The sequence below is a fragment of the Pandoraea sp. LA3 genome, assembly GCF_022696215.1.
GTDB lineage: Bacteria > Pseudomonadota > Gammaproteobacteria > Burkholderiales > Burkholderiaceae > Pandoraea > Pandoraea capi.
In genome coordinates this window covers 575,363-588,891 of sequence record NZ_PTPY01000036.1, presented here as the reverse complement: position 1 = coordinate 588,891, position 13,529 = coordinate 575,363, and the positions used below count along the sequence as shown (strand labels likewise).

Genomic DNA, 13,529 nt, shown 5'->3' with positions numbered 1-13,529 from the left:
CCTATCGACATCGTCAGGACATCGCTACGCAGCGCCTCTCCCCAAGCCTTTCTCGATATGCGCCCCGCGGGGTGCAGGGAGACCCTCATGCTGTCGTCTTCTACCGCCAACCGCTCTGCGGTGCCTGCCGGGCGTGCGCCTCACGGTGGCGCGCCTCACGTGGCGTCCCCCTGGCGCGCGCTTGCCGCCACCTCGCGCTGGCTCGTCATTGCCGTGCTCACGATCGCGGTGTTGCTGCCGCTGTCGTTCATCGTGCTGCAAAGCCTGCTCTCGGCGCCGTTCTTCGACGCCAGTCGCACGTTCGGCATCGACGGTTACCGCTTCATCTTCACCGACCCCGACTTCTGGTCGGCCGTGAAGAACTCTTTCATCATCGCGTTCGGGATGCTGTTCATCTCGATCCCGTTCGGCGGCATTCTCGCGTTCCTGATGGTGCGCACCGACCTGCCGGGCCGTCGCTGGCTCGAACCGCTGCTGCTCACGCCCGTGTTCGTCTCGCCGATGGTGCTCGCCTTCGGCTACGTCGTGGCCGCCGGCCCCGTGGGCTTCTACTCGGTGTGGTTCCGTGAACTCACGGGGATCGACGCGCCGTGGTCGGTGTACTCGGTGCTCGCCATCACGATCATCGTCGGCCTCACGCACGTGCCGCACGTCTATCTGTACTCGTCAGCCGCGCTGCGCAATCTCGGTTCCGACGTCGAAGAAGCGGCCCGCGTGGCCGGCGCACGTCCGTTCCGGGTCGCGCTCGACGTCAGCCTGCCCATGACCATGCCTGCGCTGCTTTTCGCCGGCGTGCTCGTGTTCTTCCTCGGCTTCGAAGTCTTCGGCCTGCCGCTGGTGCTGGGCGACCCCGAAGGTCACCTCGTGCTGGCCACGTATCTCTACAAGCTCACGAACAAGCTGGGCGTGCCGTCGTATCACCTGATGGCGGCCGTGGCGATGTGCATCGTGGCCATCACGTTCCCGCTCGTGCTGCTGCAACGTCACCTGCTCAAGCGCGCCAACAAGTTCGTGACGGTCAAAGGCAAAGCCGGTCGTCAGACGGTGCTGCCGCTGGGCGTCTGGCGCTGGGTCGCGCTGGCCATCGTTGCCCTGTGGCTGGTCGTGACGGTGTTCGTGCCGATCTCGGGCATCGTGCTGCGCTCTTTCGTCACGCACTGGGGCGAAGGCGTTGCGCTGGCCGAAGTCCTCACGCTGTCGAACTTCACGGAGCTGTTCGAGCAGGACAACCTCGTGCGCGCCATTCTCAACACGCTGGGCATCGGCGTGATCGGCGGGGCGATGGCCGTGGGCTTCTACTCGCTCGTAGCGTTCGCCGGGCACCGTCGTAACGACTGGGCGGCGAAGCTGCTCGACTACATCGTGCTGCTGCCGCGCGCCGTGCCGGGTCTGCTTGCCGGTCTGGCGTTCCTGTGGATCTTCCTGTTCGTGCCTGGATTGCGCGAACTGAAGAACTCGATGTGGAGCATCTGGGTGGCCTACACGGTCGTGTGGCTCGCCTACGGTATGCGTCTCATTCAGAGCGCGCTGCTGCAAGTCGGCCCCGAACTGGAAGAAGCGGGCCGCAGCGTGGGCGCCACGCGCAGCCGCGTGAGTCTCGACGTCACCCTGCCGCTCGTTCGCTTCGGCCTGCTCGCCGCGTGGCTGCTGATCTTCATGATCTTCGAGCGCGAATACTCGACCGCCGTCTACCTGCTCTCTCCGGGCACGGAAGTCATCGGCTCGCTGCTCGTGTCGCTGTGGGCGACCGGCGCGGTCGATCAGGTCGCAGCGCTCTCTGTCATCAACATCGCGATGGTCGGCGCCGGTCTGGGCGTGGCGTTGCGCTTCGGAGTCAAATTGCATGGATAAGCTCATCGTCGACAACCTCTTCCTGAGCTACGGCACCAACCCCATCCTCAAGGGCGTGTCGTTCGAACTCAAGGCCGGTGAAGTCGTTTGCCTGCTCGGCGCGTCCGGCAGCGGCAAGACCACGTTGCTGCGCGCTGTCGCAGGCCTCGAACAACCGTCCGACGGCCGTATCTCGCTCGACGATCAGGTCTTCTTCGACGGCGCAAAGGGCATCGACTGCCCCGTCGAGCAACGCTCGCTCGGGCTAGTGTTCCAGTCGTACGCACTGTGGCCGCATCGCACCGTGGCGGACAACGTCGGCTATGGTCTGAAGCTGCGCAAGGTGGGCGCGGCCGAGCGTCGTGAGCGCGTGCAGAACGCCCTCGATCAGCTCGGTCTCGGCCATCTCGCCGAGCGCTTCCCCTTCCAGCTCTCCGGCGGTCAGCAGCAGCGCGTGGCGATTGCGCGAGCGCTTGTCTACAACCCGCCCGTCATTCTGCTCGACGAACCGCTCTCGAACCTCGACGCCAAGCTGCGCGAAGAAGCCCGCGCGTGGCTGCGCGAGCTGATCGTCTCGCTGGGGTTGTCGGCGTTGTGCGTCACGCACGACCAGACCGAAGCGATGGCGATGTCGGACCGCATTCTGCTACTGCGCAACGGACGCATCGAACAGGAAGGCACGCCGGCCGAACTCTATGGATCGCCGCGCTCGCTATACACGGCCGAATTCATGGGCAGCAACAACCGGATCGACGCCACGGTGAGCGCCGTCGACGGCGATCTCGTCACGCTCGCAGGCGACGGCTTCGCGCTGCAAGCCCGCGCCCGCGACACGCTGGCTGCCGGTCAGGACGCGCAGGCCGTCATCCGGCTGGAGCGCGTGCAGGTCGCCGACGGCCCGGGCCACAACCGCGTGAACGCGCAACTCGTCACGTCGATGTATCTCGGCGACCGCTGGGAATACCTCTTCCATTGCGGCTCGCTGCGCTTTCGCGCGTTCGGCCACGTGCCGCGCGAACCGGGTCATCACTGGGTGGAGTTTCCGGCCAACGACTGCTGGGCGTTCGCGCAATCGAATGCCTGACGGCGGGTGCCGGGGGCATTCGTCCACCCGGCACGCACGCTTTTCATGCGATGCGCGGGCGCTCTCCCGCGCGAATACCACGAGAATCAAAAAAGAGGAGACAACAATGAAACGAAGCAGTATGGCGTTGGCCGCCATGACCGCAATGGTCGCCGCGGGAACGCTGGCCGGACAGGCGCACGCACAATCCAACGTGACGATTTACGGGATCGTCGACGCGGGCGTCGAGTATGTGAACCACGCCAGCGACAACGGCGGCGCCGTGCGCGCAATCTCGGGAGGCAAGAACACGTCGCGCTTCGGCTTCAAGGGCACCGAAGACCTCGGCGGCGATCTCAAGGCCGTGTTCAACCTCGAGAGCGGCATCAACATGGTCAACGGGCAGTTCGACGACGGCCCGGGCGCGATCTTCGACCGCCGTGCGACGGTCGGTCTGGCGCACAAGAAGTGGGGGCAGTTCACCATCGGCCGCACGTTCACCACGACGTACGACTACATGCTCCAGTTCGACCCGATGGGCTATGCGCCGAACTACTCGTGGGCGACCAGTTCGACCGCGACCGGTGGTCGTAAGGACGGCCTGTTCTCGCGCTCGTCCAACGTCGTGCGTTACGACGGCGACTACAACGGCCTGAAGTTCGGGGCGATGTATGGCTTCGGCAACGTGGCCGGCAGCACGAAGACATCGTCGAAATACGACTTCGCCCTCGGCTACGAGAACGGCCCGTTCGCGGTGGTGGCGACGTATGACCGTCAGAACGGCGCGGGCAACAGCGTTGCGCCGGCGGACACGACGGACTACATCCAGGGCATTCACGCCGGCGCGAGCTATCGCTTCGGTGGCGCCAAGGTGATGGCAGGCTATCGCAACTACAAGAAGACGTTCGTGACGGCGGGCACCGCATCGCTGCGCAGCGACATGTACTGGCTGGGCGCGTCGTACGACTTCACGCCGGCGTTCACGCTGTACGGTGCGATCTACCATCAGGACATCAAGGACGCGGGCGACGCCGATCCGACGCTCATCTCGCTGCGCGCGCAGTACGCGATGTCCAAACGCACGGCGCTGTACCTGTCGGGCGGCTACGCCTTCGCGAAGCACGGCCAGAAGGTCAGCCTGTCACGTGACCTGACCGGCGCGGCAGACACGCAGCTTGGCGTGACGGCGGGCATCCAGCACCGCTTCTGACGCGAGTCCATCACTACAAGAGAATCTCCAAAGCGTTTCCTCAACGACGGCCCGGAGGTGCGGGGGTGCACCGCTTGCCGGGTCGTCGTGTTTTTTTGTCTACGCCGTTGCCTCGGGTCTCGTCAGGACAGGGATTCAATGTGCGTCGAATGCGCGTAGACCTGTCCGAAGCGATTCGCGAGGAAGTCCGGTAACGCGATCTGCTCCTGACGGATAAACCCGCGTTGCGGCAGTTGCTTCGCGAAGAACATGTCCACTGCGGCGCAGATCGCCGAGGCGGTCGTAATCTGAATCGCACTGGCGCTGTGCCCGTTGTTGCGCTCCGCGAAAATCTTGCGGGCAAACACTTCCTGCGTGAGCGTGCCGCCGCGAAGCCCGTTCACGACCACGAAGATCAGCACCACATCCTGCAACGTGCTGGGAATGGCGCGCTTGAGAATGGCCTTGATCGTCTCCTGATCGTCCTTGAGCCGGAGTTCGTTAAGCAGCACCTTCATCAACGCCCCGTGCCCAGGATAGCGCACCGACTTGTAGTCGAGATCGCGCACGCGCCCGGCCAGCGTTTCACATAACGTCCCCAACCCGCCGGACGTATTGAACGCCTCGTACTCGGCGCCATCGAGCGAGAAGTGTTCGAGGTCTTCGAGCGGCTGCACGCTGAGCCGGACACCGTCGCGAATCGCCTCGCAGGGCTGACAGTACTCGTTGATGAGCCCGTCGACGCTCCACGTCAGGTTGTACTTCAGCGAATTGGTCGGGAACGCGGGCAAGGCGCCCACGCGCATCTTCACGGAATCCACCTGATCGAACGAGGCGGCGAGATGGTGCGCCGCGACGGCGATGAAGCCGGGAGCGAGTCCGCATTGCGGCATCAGGACCGTCGAGGCGCCCTCGGCGAGTTGCGCGATGGCGTGAGTCGCGGCAACGTCTTCCGTCAGATCGAAGTAGTGACAACCGGCCGCCACGGCCGCCGTCGCAGCGCTCGTCGCCATCGTGTAAGGCAACGCGTTGACCACGGCGTCGAAACCGGACACGGCACGTTGCAACGAGCCGGTGTCGTTACCGGAGAGTTCGACGAACGCGTGTGCGTACTCGCGAACCGCATGATGGGACTGTGCGTTACGGTCGAACACCGTCACCCGGTAGTCGCCGCTGTCATGCAGCAAACGGGCAATGGTCTGGCCGATGTGTCCCGCACCCAGCAAGGCAATCTTCTTCATGTTTTCCCCCTTTCAGGAACGTCGGTCGGAGGCGTCTCGCGGGCTTCGCCAGCGACGCGTCGGTGCTTTCATTCTAGGGAGGGGGACCGATGAAATGTAGCGTTATTTCGTCTATAAAACTGATATTTATGACGAAATGACGAGACATCAATTGATTTCGTCATCAAGCGACGAAAAGCCAATCGATTGATGGCCGGCCCGTTGCCGGACCGGCGGTGTGCGTTTTTTGCAAGCCATCTCGGCCGAGCCTCGTCGACAATGGCGCGCGAGTCACACAACGCAGAAATCGGAGCCTATGCGACCAGTACGCCAGCACGCGACGCAACGTTCTCGTAGGCGGCGCGAGATCTTCACGGCGTGGACGCCCATCGCCGCGCTAAGCGCGTCACCCGCCCTGCGCGCAACCATAGCCGTGATAACGGCGATGCTTGCGGCACTGTTCGCGCCATCCGCACACGCAGACTGCTGGGACGTCGCGGCCGAGCGCTATCGACTCGACCCGCTATTGCTGTACGCCATCGCGCAAGTCGAATCGAATCTGGACATGAAGGCGCGCAACGTGAATCGGGATGGCACCTACGACATCGGACTGATGCAGATCAACAGCCGGCACTTGCCGAGCCTCTCGCAATACGGCGTAAGCGAGCGGCGATTGCGTGAAGATGCCTGCACGTCGATCGTCACCGGCGCATGGATTCTTGCCGGCTTCGTGCGTCAATACGGCTATGGATGGGAGGCGGTCGGTGCGTATAACGCAGGGGGAGGTCAGACCCGCGCACCGTTGCGAAAGACGTACGCCGAGAAGGTGCGCAAGCGCTATGCGGCATTGATCGCCGAGCGCAATCGACGTCTGATGCAGTCCAACTGAGGAGAAGGAGCACTCCCGGACTTCGCGGCCATTGGATTTATACGGCAGTCATGTGTCATGAAAATGAAATTGTGGCGATTCTTCGGCACCTGTTTCGATGCGTTGCAACGACAAGACAGTTCGTATGCCTTTTCGTTAAGACACCTATGGAATTACGACTTCGTTCGATATAGTTCGGCCCGAACCCACGGGGCGCCCGTCCACAGGCGAAAGGGTTCGAATCGACTAATAGGTTATCGATAGAGGAATCGACCGATGAAAAAGACGCAATTGGCCGCCGCACTGTGTGGCGTTATCGCAGCCGCAGCAACCGGTGCAGCCCACGCGCAGAGCAACGTCTCGCTGTATGGCATTCTCGACGGCGGTCTCGCCTATGTGAGCAACGTCGGCGGCAGCAAGAACTTCACGACCGCCGATGGTCTGCAATCGGGCAACCGCTGGGGCCTGAAGGGCTCGGAAGATCTGGGCGACGGCACGTCGGCCATCTTCACGTTGGAAAACGGCTTCAACATCACGAACGGCCAACTGGGTCAGGGCACCCGCGAGTTCGGTCGTCAGGCATTCGTCGGTCTGTCGAACAAGGCGTTCGGTAGCGTGACGATCGGTCGTCAGTACGACTCCGTGGTCGACTTCGTGAGCGGCCTGACGGCAGCCAAGCAGTTTGCGACGAAGCTCGGCGCGCACGTCGGCGACGTTGACAACCTGTACAACTCGTTCCGTATCAACAACTCGATCAAGTACACGAGCGCCAACTACGCCGGCTTCTCGTTCGGCGGCCTGTACGGCTTCTCGAACCAGGCCAACAACGGCGCAGGCGGCACCGGCTTCGCGAACAACCGCGCATGGAGCCTGGGCGCGAGCTACGCGAACGGCCCGGTCAAGTTCGGCATCGGCTACCTGGAAGTCGGCACGCCGAACGGCGCCAACACCGGTGGTGCCGTGTCGGGTGACTACAGCGGCGACTTCTACTCGTCGAAGGTCGGCACGGCAACGGTCGGCGTGGACAAGCAGCGCGTGCTGGCTGCGGGCGGTAGCTACAAGTTCGGCCCGGCCAACGTCGGCTTCGTGTATAGCAACACGCAACTGCGCTATGTCGGCGGCACGGGTGCCCGTGTGTCGAACTACGAACTGAACGGCACGTACAACCTGACGCCGTCGCTGCTGCTGGGCCTGTCGTACACGTACACGGACGCCAGCACGCGTAGCGCCACGCTCGCCGACCTGAGCCCGAAGTATCACCAGGTCAACGCAGCGGTCGACTATCTGCTCTCGAAGCGTACCGACGTGTATCTGGTCGGTATCTATCAGAAGGCAGCCGGCGACGCCACGGCCGCATCGATCAGCGGTGCCGGCGGCCTGTCGAGCACGAAGACGCAAACGGCTGTGATCTCGGGCCTGCGCCACAAGTTCTAAGCCGACATCTTCGCGAGATGTTTTTGTAGTTGATTTGAGTGCTCCAGTATTTTCAGGGGGCTCCGCAAGGGGCTCCCTTTTTTACTGGCTCGCTCACTTTCTCGCGTTGATCCAGTCAAAAACGGCCTTGCATCCTGCTCAGGTTCGAGTACACTCAATACTGTACAAAAATACAGTATTGAGTGATATGTCATCTCAACCGAGGAGCGTGTAAGTGAATCGCACTGCCAAAGGTCTTTTCGATGTCCAGCTCGGGCCGCAACCGCTCAGTCCGGTTGCGGAAGGTACGGGACTTGCGCGTCTCTCGCTGGACAAGACGTATCACGGCGATCTGAGCGCGACCGGGCACGGTGAGATGCTCGCGTTTCGAAGCGGCACCCCGGGCTCGGCGGGCTACGTCGCGATGGAGACGGTACGCGGCACGCTTGAGGGCCACACCGGAACGTTCGTGCTGCAACACAGCTCGACGATGACACGCGGCGTGCCCGCGCAATCGATCACTGTCGTTCCCGACTCCGGCACCGATGCGCTCAGTGGCCTGACGGGGACGTTGCTCATCACGATCACCGACGGACAACACGCTTACGCGTTCGACTATGTGCTGCCGGAGACGCAGCCCGCGACAGGAGAGGCGTCATGAGCCATCGAGGCATCGATCGTCAGATCGACAACATCGAATTCAATGTCGGCGATATCGCACGCAGCAAGACGTTTTACGGCAGCGTGTTCGGCTGGACGTTCACCGACTACGGTCCGACCTATACGGAATTCACCGATGGGCGACTCACCGGCGGGTTCACGACCGGTGAAGCTGTGCGTACGGGCGGCCCGCTGGTGATTCTCTATGCCGACAATCTCGCCGAGACGCAACGCCGAATCGAAAACGCAGGCGCGACGATCAGCCGTGCGGTGTTTTCGTTTCCCGGTGGTCAGCGCTTTCATTTCATCGATCCGGACGGCTACGAACTTGCGGTGTGGTCGGCGGTAACCTGAGCGTCATCGGTTGCTGATCACCGGCGTCGCAGGCATTGCGCGTCGCGATGCAAAGCAAAAAGGCCGGCACGCTTACCGCGCTGCCGGCCTTCTTATTGCGTCTGGCTGAGGGCACCAAGACCCTGCCCCCGCCGCCCTACCTCACTCCACCGTCACCGACTTGGCGAGGTTGCGCGGCTTGTCGACGTCCGTCCCGCGAGCGCAGGCCGTGTGGTACGCCAGCAGTTGCAGCGGCACCACGTGCAGGATCGGCGAGAGCTGGCCGTAGTGCTCCGGCATGCGGATCACGTGGAGACCTTCGGCATTCGCGATCTGCGTGTCGGCGTCGGCGAAGACATACAACTGACCGCCGCGCGCACGCACTTCCTGCATGTTCGACTTCAGCTTTTCCACCAGCGCGTCGCGCGGCGCCACCGTCACGACCGGCATCTGATCCGTCACCAATGCCAGAGGGCCGTGCTTCAACTCGCCTGCGGGGTACGCCTCTGCGTGGATGTACGAGATTTCCTTGAGCTTGAGTGCGCCTTCCAGAGCGATCGGATAGTGCAGACCGCGTCCCAGGAACAACGCATTCTCGCGACGGGCGAACTCTTCCGCCCAGGCGATGATCTGCGGCTCAAGCGCCAGCACGCTGTTGAGCGCCGCCGGCAGGTGACGCAACTGCGTGAGGTACTCCGCTTCCTGCGCTGCCGGCAAGCGGCCACGCAGCTTCGCGATCGTCAGCGTCAGCAGGAACAGCGCCGTGAGCTGCGTCGTGAACGCCTTCGTCGACGCCACGCCGATTTCCGTGCCGGCACGCGTGAGGTAATGCAGCGCCGTCTGACGCACCATCGCACTCGTACCCACGTTGCAGATCGCCAGCGTGTTCGTCATGCCCAGCGATTGCGCATGTTGCAGCGCCGCCATGGTATCGGCGGTCTCGCCCGACTGGGAAATCGTGACGACCAGCGTTTTCGGATTCGGCACGCTGTCGCGATAGCGGTATTCGCTCGCCACTTCGACCTGCGTCGGAATCTGGGCCAGCGACTCCAGCCAGTACTTCGCCGTCATGCCCGAGTAGTAACTCGTGCCGCACGCCAGAATCAGGATCGAGTCGACACTGCTGAGCATCGCTTCGGCCTTCTCGCCGAAAAGCGTCGGCGAAATGCCTTCTACGCCTTCCATCGTGTCGCCGATCGCGCGCGGCTGCTCGAAGATTTCCTTCTGCATGTAGTGGCGATACGGCCCCAACTCCACCGCGCCCGTGTACGCCTGCACCGTGCGCACTTCGCGTTCCACCACAGCGTCGTTACGATCCACGATCTTCACGCCTTGCAGCGTGAGTTCGACGACATCGCCCTCTTCCAGATAGATGAACTGGTCGGTCGTGCCGGCAAGCGCCAGTGCGTCGGACGCGAGGAAGTTCTCCCCATCGCCGACACCCACGACGAGCGGCGACCCGGCACGCGCGCCCACGATACGGTGCGGCTCCTGCTTGCGGAACACCGCGATGGCATAGGCGCCATGCAGACGACGCGTGGCCAGACGCACGGCCTGATACAGATCGTCGGCGGCGCCGTTCGACAGAATGTGATGAATCAGATGCGCGATGACTTCGGTGTCGGTTTGCGACACGAACGTGTAGCCCAGGCCACGCAACTCGTCGCGCAGGCTCTCATGGTTCTCGATGATGCCGTTATGCACCAGCGCCACTTCGTCGCGCGAGAAGATCGGGTGCGCGTTGTCCGTCACCGGCGCGCCGTGCGTCGCCCAACGCGTGTGGGCGATGCCCGTCTCGCCGCCGAGCTTCGTTTGCGCCAGTTGCTCGTCGAGGTCTGCCACGCGCGACACGCTGCGCGCCCGCTGGGGCACACCGTCCTTCAACACCGCCACGCCACACGAGTCGTAGCCGCGATACTCCAGGCGACGCAACCCTTCGACCAACACCGGTACTACATTACGTCGCGCTACCGCGCCGACAATGCCGCACATATTCGCTTCCCTCAGTGCCAGATAGTCTGGCTCGATCAATCGGATGAAATCCGTTTTTCATTCGCCGGCACGCGCATCGGAGGCGCTCACCGGCACATAACCGCCGATTTTACTGCTTCTGCTTGCGCGGGCGAACATACCCCGCCTTCGCTTCCTGCGTCTTGCCGTTGAGCACCAGCGAATCTTCGGGCGTGTCCTTCCATACGGTCGTGCCCGCAGCGATGGTCGTGCCGCGCCGAACCGTCACGGGCGCAACCAGTTGCGAATCGGAGCCGATGAACACATCGTCTTCGATCACCGTGCGGTGCTTGTTCGCGCCGTCGTAATTGCAGGTGATCGTGCCCGCGCCGATGTTCACGCGCGCACCCACGGTCGAGTCGCCGACGTATGCCAGATGATTCGCCTTCGAACCTTTGCCCATCACCGCATTCTTCACTTCGACGAAGTTGCCGATGTGCACGTCGTCCGCCAGATCCGCCCCCGGACGCAGACGGGCATAAGGCCCGATATGCGCATTCGCGCCGACCATCGCACCGTCCAGGTGGCTGAACGGTTCAATGTGCGTTCCCGCACCGATGGTGCTGTTGCGAATGACGCAGTTCGCGCCGATGCTCGCGCCATCACCGATCGTTACCTTGCCTTCGAAGACGCAATTCACATCGATGGAGACGTCGGTGCCGCAAACGATCTCGCCGCGAAGATCGAAACGTGCCGGATCGATCAGCGTGACGCCCGCCGCGAGCAACGTGCCCGCCGCGTTGCGTTGATAGTCGCGCTCCAGCTCGGCCAGTTGCGCCTTGTCGTTCACGCCGTTGGGCTCCCACGCAAACGCCGGCTGTGTGGTGACGACCGACACGCCGTCCGCCACTGCACAGGCGATCACGTCCGTCAGGTAGTACTCGCCTTGCGCGTTCTGGTTCTTCAAACCGCCAAGCCAGCCCTTCAGGGCGCGCGTCGGAGCCACGAGAATGCCGGTGTTGATCTCGCGAATCGCCAGTTCCGCCTCGTTGGCGTCTTTCTGTTCGACGATGCGCTGCACGTTGCCCGCCGCGTCGCGCACGATACGGCCATAGCCGGTCGGGTTATCCAGATCGACGGTCAGCACGCCCAGCTTGTCGTTACCCGCTGCGTCGAGCAGGCCCTGCAACGTTTCGGCACGCGTGAGCGGCACGTCGCCATACAGCACGAGCGTCGGGGCGGACTCGTCGAGCAGCGACACGGCCTGCTGTACGGCATGCCCCGTGCCCAACTGTTGCGCCTGCTCGGCGAAGCACACGCCGTCATCCGCCACGGCTTCGCGCACGGCATCGCCGCCATGCCCGATCACCACGATCAGCTTCCCAGGCGCGAGCTTGCGTGCCGTCGCAATGACATGCGAGAGGAGCGGGCGGCCAGCGAGCGGCTGCAACACCTTGGGCAATCTGGAGCGCATGCGCTTACCCATGCCGGCAGCGAGAATGACAATGTTCATGGCGTCGTGACGATTCGAAATTGGGAGAATGGGAAGACGGGTATCAGGGCTGTCGGGATCTTGCGCCGCCGCCCGGCAAAGGGGCGGCCAGGCGTCAGGAAGCGCGGCGTGCGATCAGTCGTCGAATTGCGTGATGCGAATGATGCCCGCGTCGCCGTCATCGCCGCAGGGCGCTTCGTCGAAGGCGATATCGCCGAGCGGATCGGGTTGCCCCGTCGCACGCAGATTCTTGAAGTCGTGCAGATTCGTGTCCATCAGGTGCGACGGCACCACGTTCGACAGCGCGCTGAAAATCGACTTGATACGCCCGGGGTGCTGCTTCTCCCACAGGCGGATGAGCGACTTCATCTCCGCACGCTTGAGGTTCGGCTGGCTGCCGCACAGCGTGCACGGAATGATCGGGAACTGCTTGTACTCGGCGTAGCGCTCCAGATCCGGCTCGCGCACATAGGCGAGCGGGCGAATCACTACGTTCTTGCCGTCGTCCGATTGCAGCTTCGGCGGCATGCCCTTGAGCTTGCCCCCATAGAAGATGTTGAGGAACAGCGTCTCGATGATGTCGTCGCGATGGTGGCCCAGCGCGATCTTGGTCGCGCCCAGCTCGCCGGCCACACGATAGAGAATGCCGCGACGCAGACGCGAGCACAGCGAACACGTCGTCTTGCCCTCGGGCACCACGCGCTTGACGATGGAGTACGTGTCCTGATTCTCGATGTGGAAATCCACGCCGATGGAACGGAAGTAGTCCGGCAGCACATGCTCAGGGAACCCCGGCTGCTTCTGGTCGAGGTTGACGGCGACGATCGAGAAATCGATCGGCGCGCGCTCACGCAGCTTGAGCAGGATGTCGAGCATGGCGTAGCTGTCCTTGCCGCCGGACATGCACACCATCACGCGATCGCCCTGCTCGATCATGTTGTAGTCGCCGATGGCCTGCCCCGTCAGACGGAACAGACGCTTTTCGAGCTTGTTGTTCTCGAACGCGAGCTTCTGCGCTTTCTTCACGCTGTCGGTGGCAGCACCGGTGGCAGCGTTCGCCGGGTTGGCGGTGGCGGTGAGCGGCGCACCGGTCTCGGGCATGACGGCACTCATGTCAGGCATCCTTCATCTGAAACACTTCGATGCCGACCGAGTGGCAATCGGGGTAGACGTCGGGCTTCTCGGTCGACACACCCACGGCACGCACGCGCGGATGCGCCAGCAGCGCACGCGCGACATCGTCGCAAAGGGTTTCCTGCAGGTGGATATGGCCCTGCCCCACTCGCCTGGCGATCGTCTCGCGCATGAAGTCGTAATCGACCACTTCGTCGAGCTTGTCTTCCGTGGGCGTGCTTTCGGCCAGCGGCACGAACAACTGAACGTTGATCAGCACGCGCTGCTCGCCACGCTTCTCATGATCGTGCACGCCAATGTTGATGAACACTTCGTAGTCGCGCAGGAACATGCGACGGCAGTCCATCAGGCGGGGGTGGGAAAGAGCGCTATGCATT

General features: G+C 63.1%; 12 protein-coding genes. 7 read left to right on the top strand and 5 right to left on the bottom strand.

The features are described from left to right. Nucleotides 1-87: 87 nt before the first annotated feature. The 3 genes from C5N93_RS21065 to C5N93_RS21055 all read left to right on the top strand — a co-directional run bounded on the left by C5N93_RS21065 (nt 88) and on the right by C5N93_RS21055 (nt 4,103). Nucleotides 88-1,851, top strand: coding sequence for an iron ABC transporter permease (locus tag C5N93_RS21065; RefSeq protein ID WP_150720872.1), 1,764 nt, complete (start codon nt 88-90; stop codon nt 1,849-1,851). Next, complete coding sequence (locus C5N93_RS21060; protein WP_242560770.1) at nt 1,844-2,914, top strand: ABC transporter ATP-binding protein; 1,071 nt, start codon at nt 1,844-1,846, stop codon at nt 2,912-2,914. Before C5N93_RS21065 ends, C5N93_RS21060 begins: the two co-directional genes overlap by 8 nt. Nucleotides 2,915-3,035: 121 nt before the next feature. Beyond that, a complete protein-coding gene (locus C5N93_RS21055) occupies nt 3,036-4,103 on the top strand; it encodes a porin (protein ID WP_242560936.1) in 1,068 nt (355 codons plus the stop codon). 122 nt (nt 4,104-4,225) lie between these two features. Here the strand turns inward: C5N93_RS21055 and C5N93_RS21050 are convergent, their stop codons facing one another. After that, nucleotides 4,226-5,323 (bottom strand): saccharopine dehydrogenase C-terminal domain-containing protein, encoded by a 1,098-nt coding sequence (locus C5N93_RS21050; RefSeq protein ID WP_242560769.1) that lies wholly within the window; start codon nt 5,321-5,323, stop codon nt 4,226-4,228. Nucleotides 5,324-5,747: 424 nt separating this feature from the next. Here C5N93_RS21050 and C5N93_RS21045 point away from each other — a divergent pair, with 424 nt between their 5' ends. The 4 genes from C5N93_RS21045 to C5N93_RS21030 all read left to right on the top strand — a co-directional run bounded on the left by C5N93_RS21045 (nt 5,748) and on the right by C5N93_RS21030 (nt 8,597). Continuing rightward, the gene (locus C5N93_RS21045) at nt 5,748-6,191 is read left to right on the top strand and encodes a transglycosylase SLT domain-containing protein (RefSeq protein WP_242560768.1); all 444 of its coding nucleotides are present in this window, start codon (nt 5,748-5,750) and stop codon (nt 6,189-6,191) included. Nucleotides 6,192-6,446: 255 nt separating this feature from the next. After that, nucleotides 6,447-7,604 carry a porin gene (locus C5N93_RS21040; protein ID WP_242560767.1) on the top strand — a complete coding sequence of 386 codons (1,158 nt, stop codon included), beginning with the start codon at nt 6,447-6,449 and terminating at the stop codon, nt 7,602-7,604. A gap of 214 nt (nt 7,605-7,818) precedes the next feature. After that, nucleotides 7,819-8,244 carry a DUF3224 domain-containing protein gene (locus C5N93_RS21035; protein WP_242560766.1) on the top strand — a complete coding sequence of 142 codons (426 nt, stop codon included), beginning with the start codon at nt 7,819-7,821 and terminating at the stop codon, nt 8,242-8,244. Next, complete coding sequence (locus tag C5N93_RS21030; protein WP_242560765.1) at nt 8,241-8,597, top strand: VOC family protein; 357 nt, start codon at nt 8,241-8,243, stop codon at nt 8,595-8,597. The genes C5N93_RS21035 and C5N93_RS21030 overlap by 4 nt, the downstream gene beginning before the upstream one ends. A 141-nt stretch (nt 8,598-8,738) precedes the next feature. Here C5N93_RS21030 and glmS read toward each other — a convergent pair whose 3' ends face one another. The 4 genes from glmS to C5N93_RS21010 form a co-directional block, all read right to left on the bottom strand. Continuing rightward, the gene (gene glmS, locus C5N93_RS21025) at nt 8,739-10,568 is read right to left on the bottom strand and encodes a glutamine--fructose-6-phosphate transaminase (isomerizing) (protein WP_242560935.1); all 1,830 of its coding nucleotides are present in this window, start codon (nt 10,566-10,568) and stop codon (nt 8,739-8,741) included. A gap of 109 nt (nt 10,569-10,677) precedes the next feature. Next, nucleotides 10,678-12,039 (bottom strand): bifunctional UDP-N-acetylglucosamine diphosphorylase/glucosamine-1-phosphate N-acetyltransferase GlmU, encoded by a 1,362-nt coding sequence (gene glmU, locus C5N93_RS21020; RefSeq protein WP_242560764.1) that lies wholly within the window; start codon nt 12,037-12,039, stop codon nt 10,678-10,680. Between the two features lie 114 nt (nt 12,040-12,153). Beyond that, nucleotides 12,154-13,140 carry a tRNA 2-thiocytidine(32) synthetase TtcA gene (ttcA, locus tag C5N93_RS21015; RefSeq protein ID WP_242560763.1) on the bottom strand — a complete coding sequence of 329 codons (987 nt, stop codon included), beginning with the start codon at nt 13,138-13,140 and terminating at the stop codon, nt 12,154-12,156. Beyond that, on the bottom strand, nt 13,133-13,528 hold the full coding sequence (locus C5N93_RS21010) for a dihydroneopterin aldolase (RefSeq protein ID WP_046290474.1): 396 nt from the start codon (nt 13,526-13,528) through the stop codon (nt 13,133-13,135). Before C5N93_RS21010 ends, ttcA begins: the two co-directional genes overlap by 8 nt. Between the last annotated feature and the right edge of the window lies 1 nt (nt 13,529).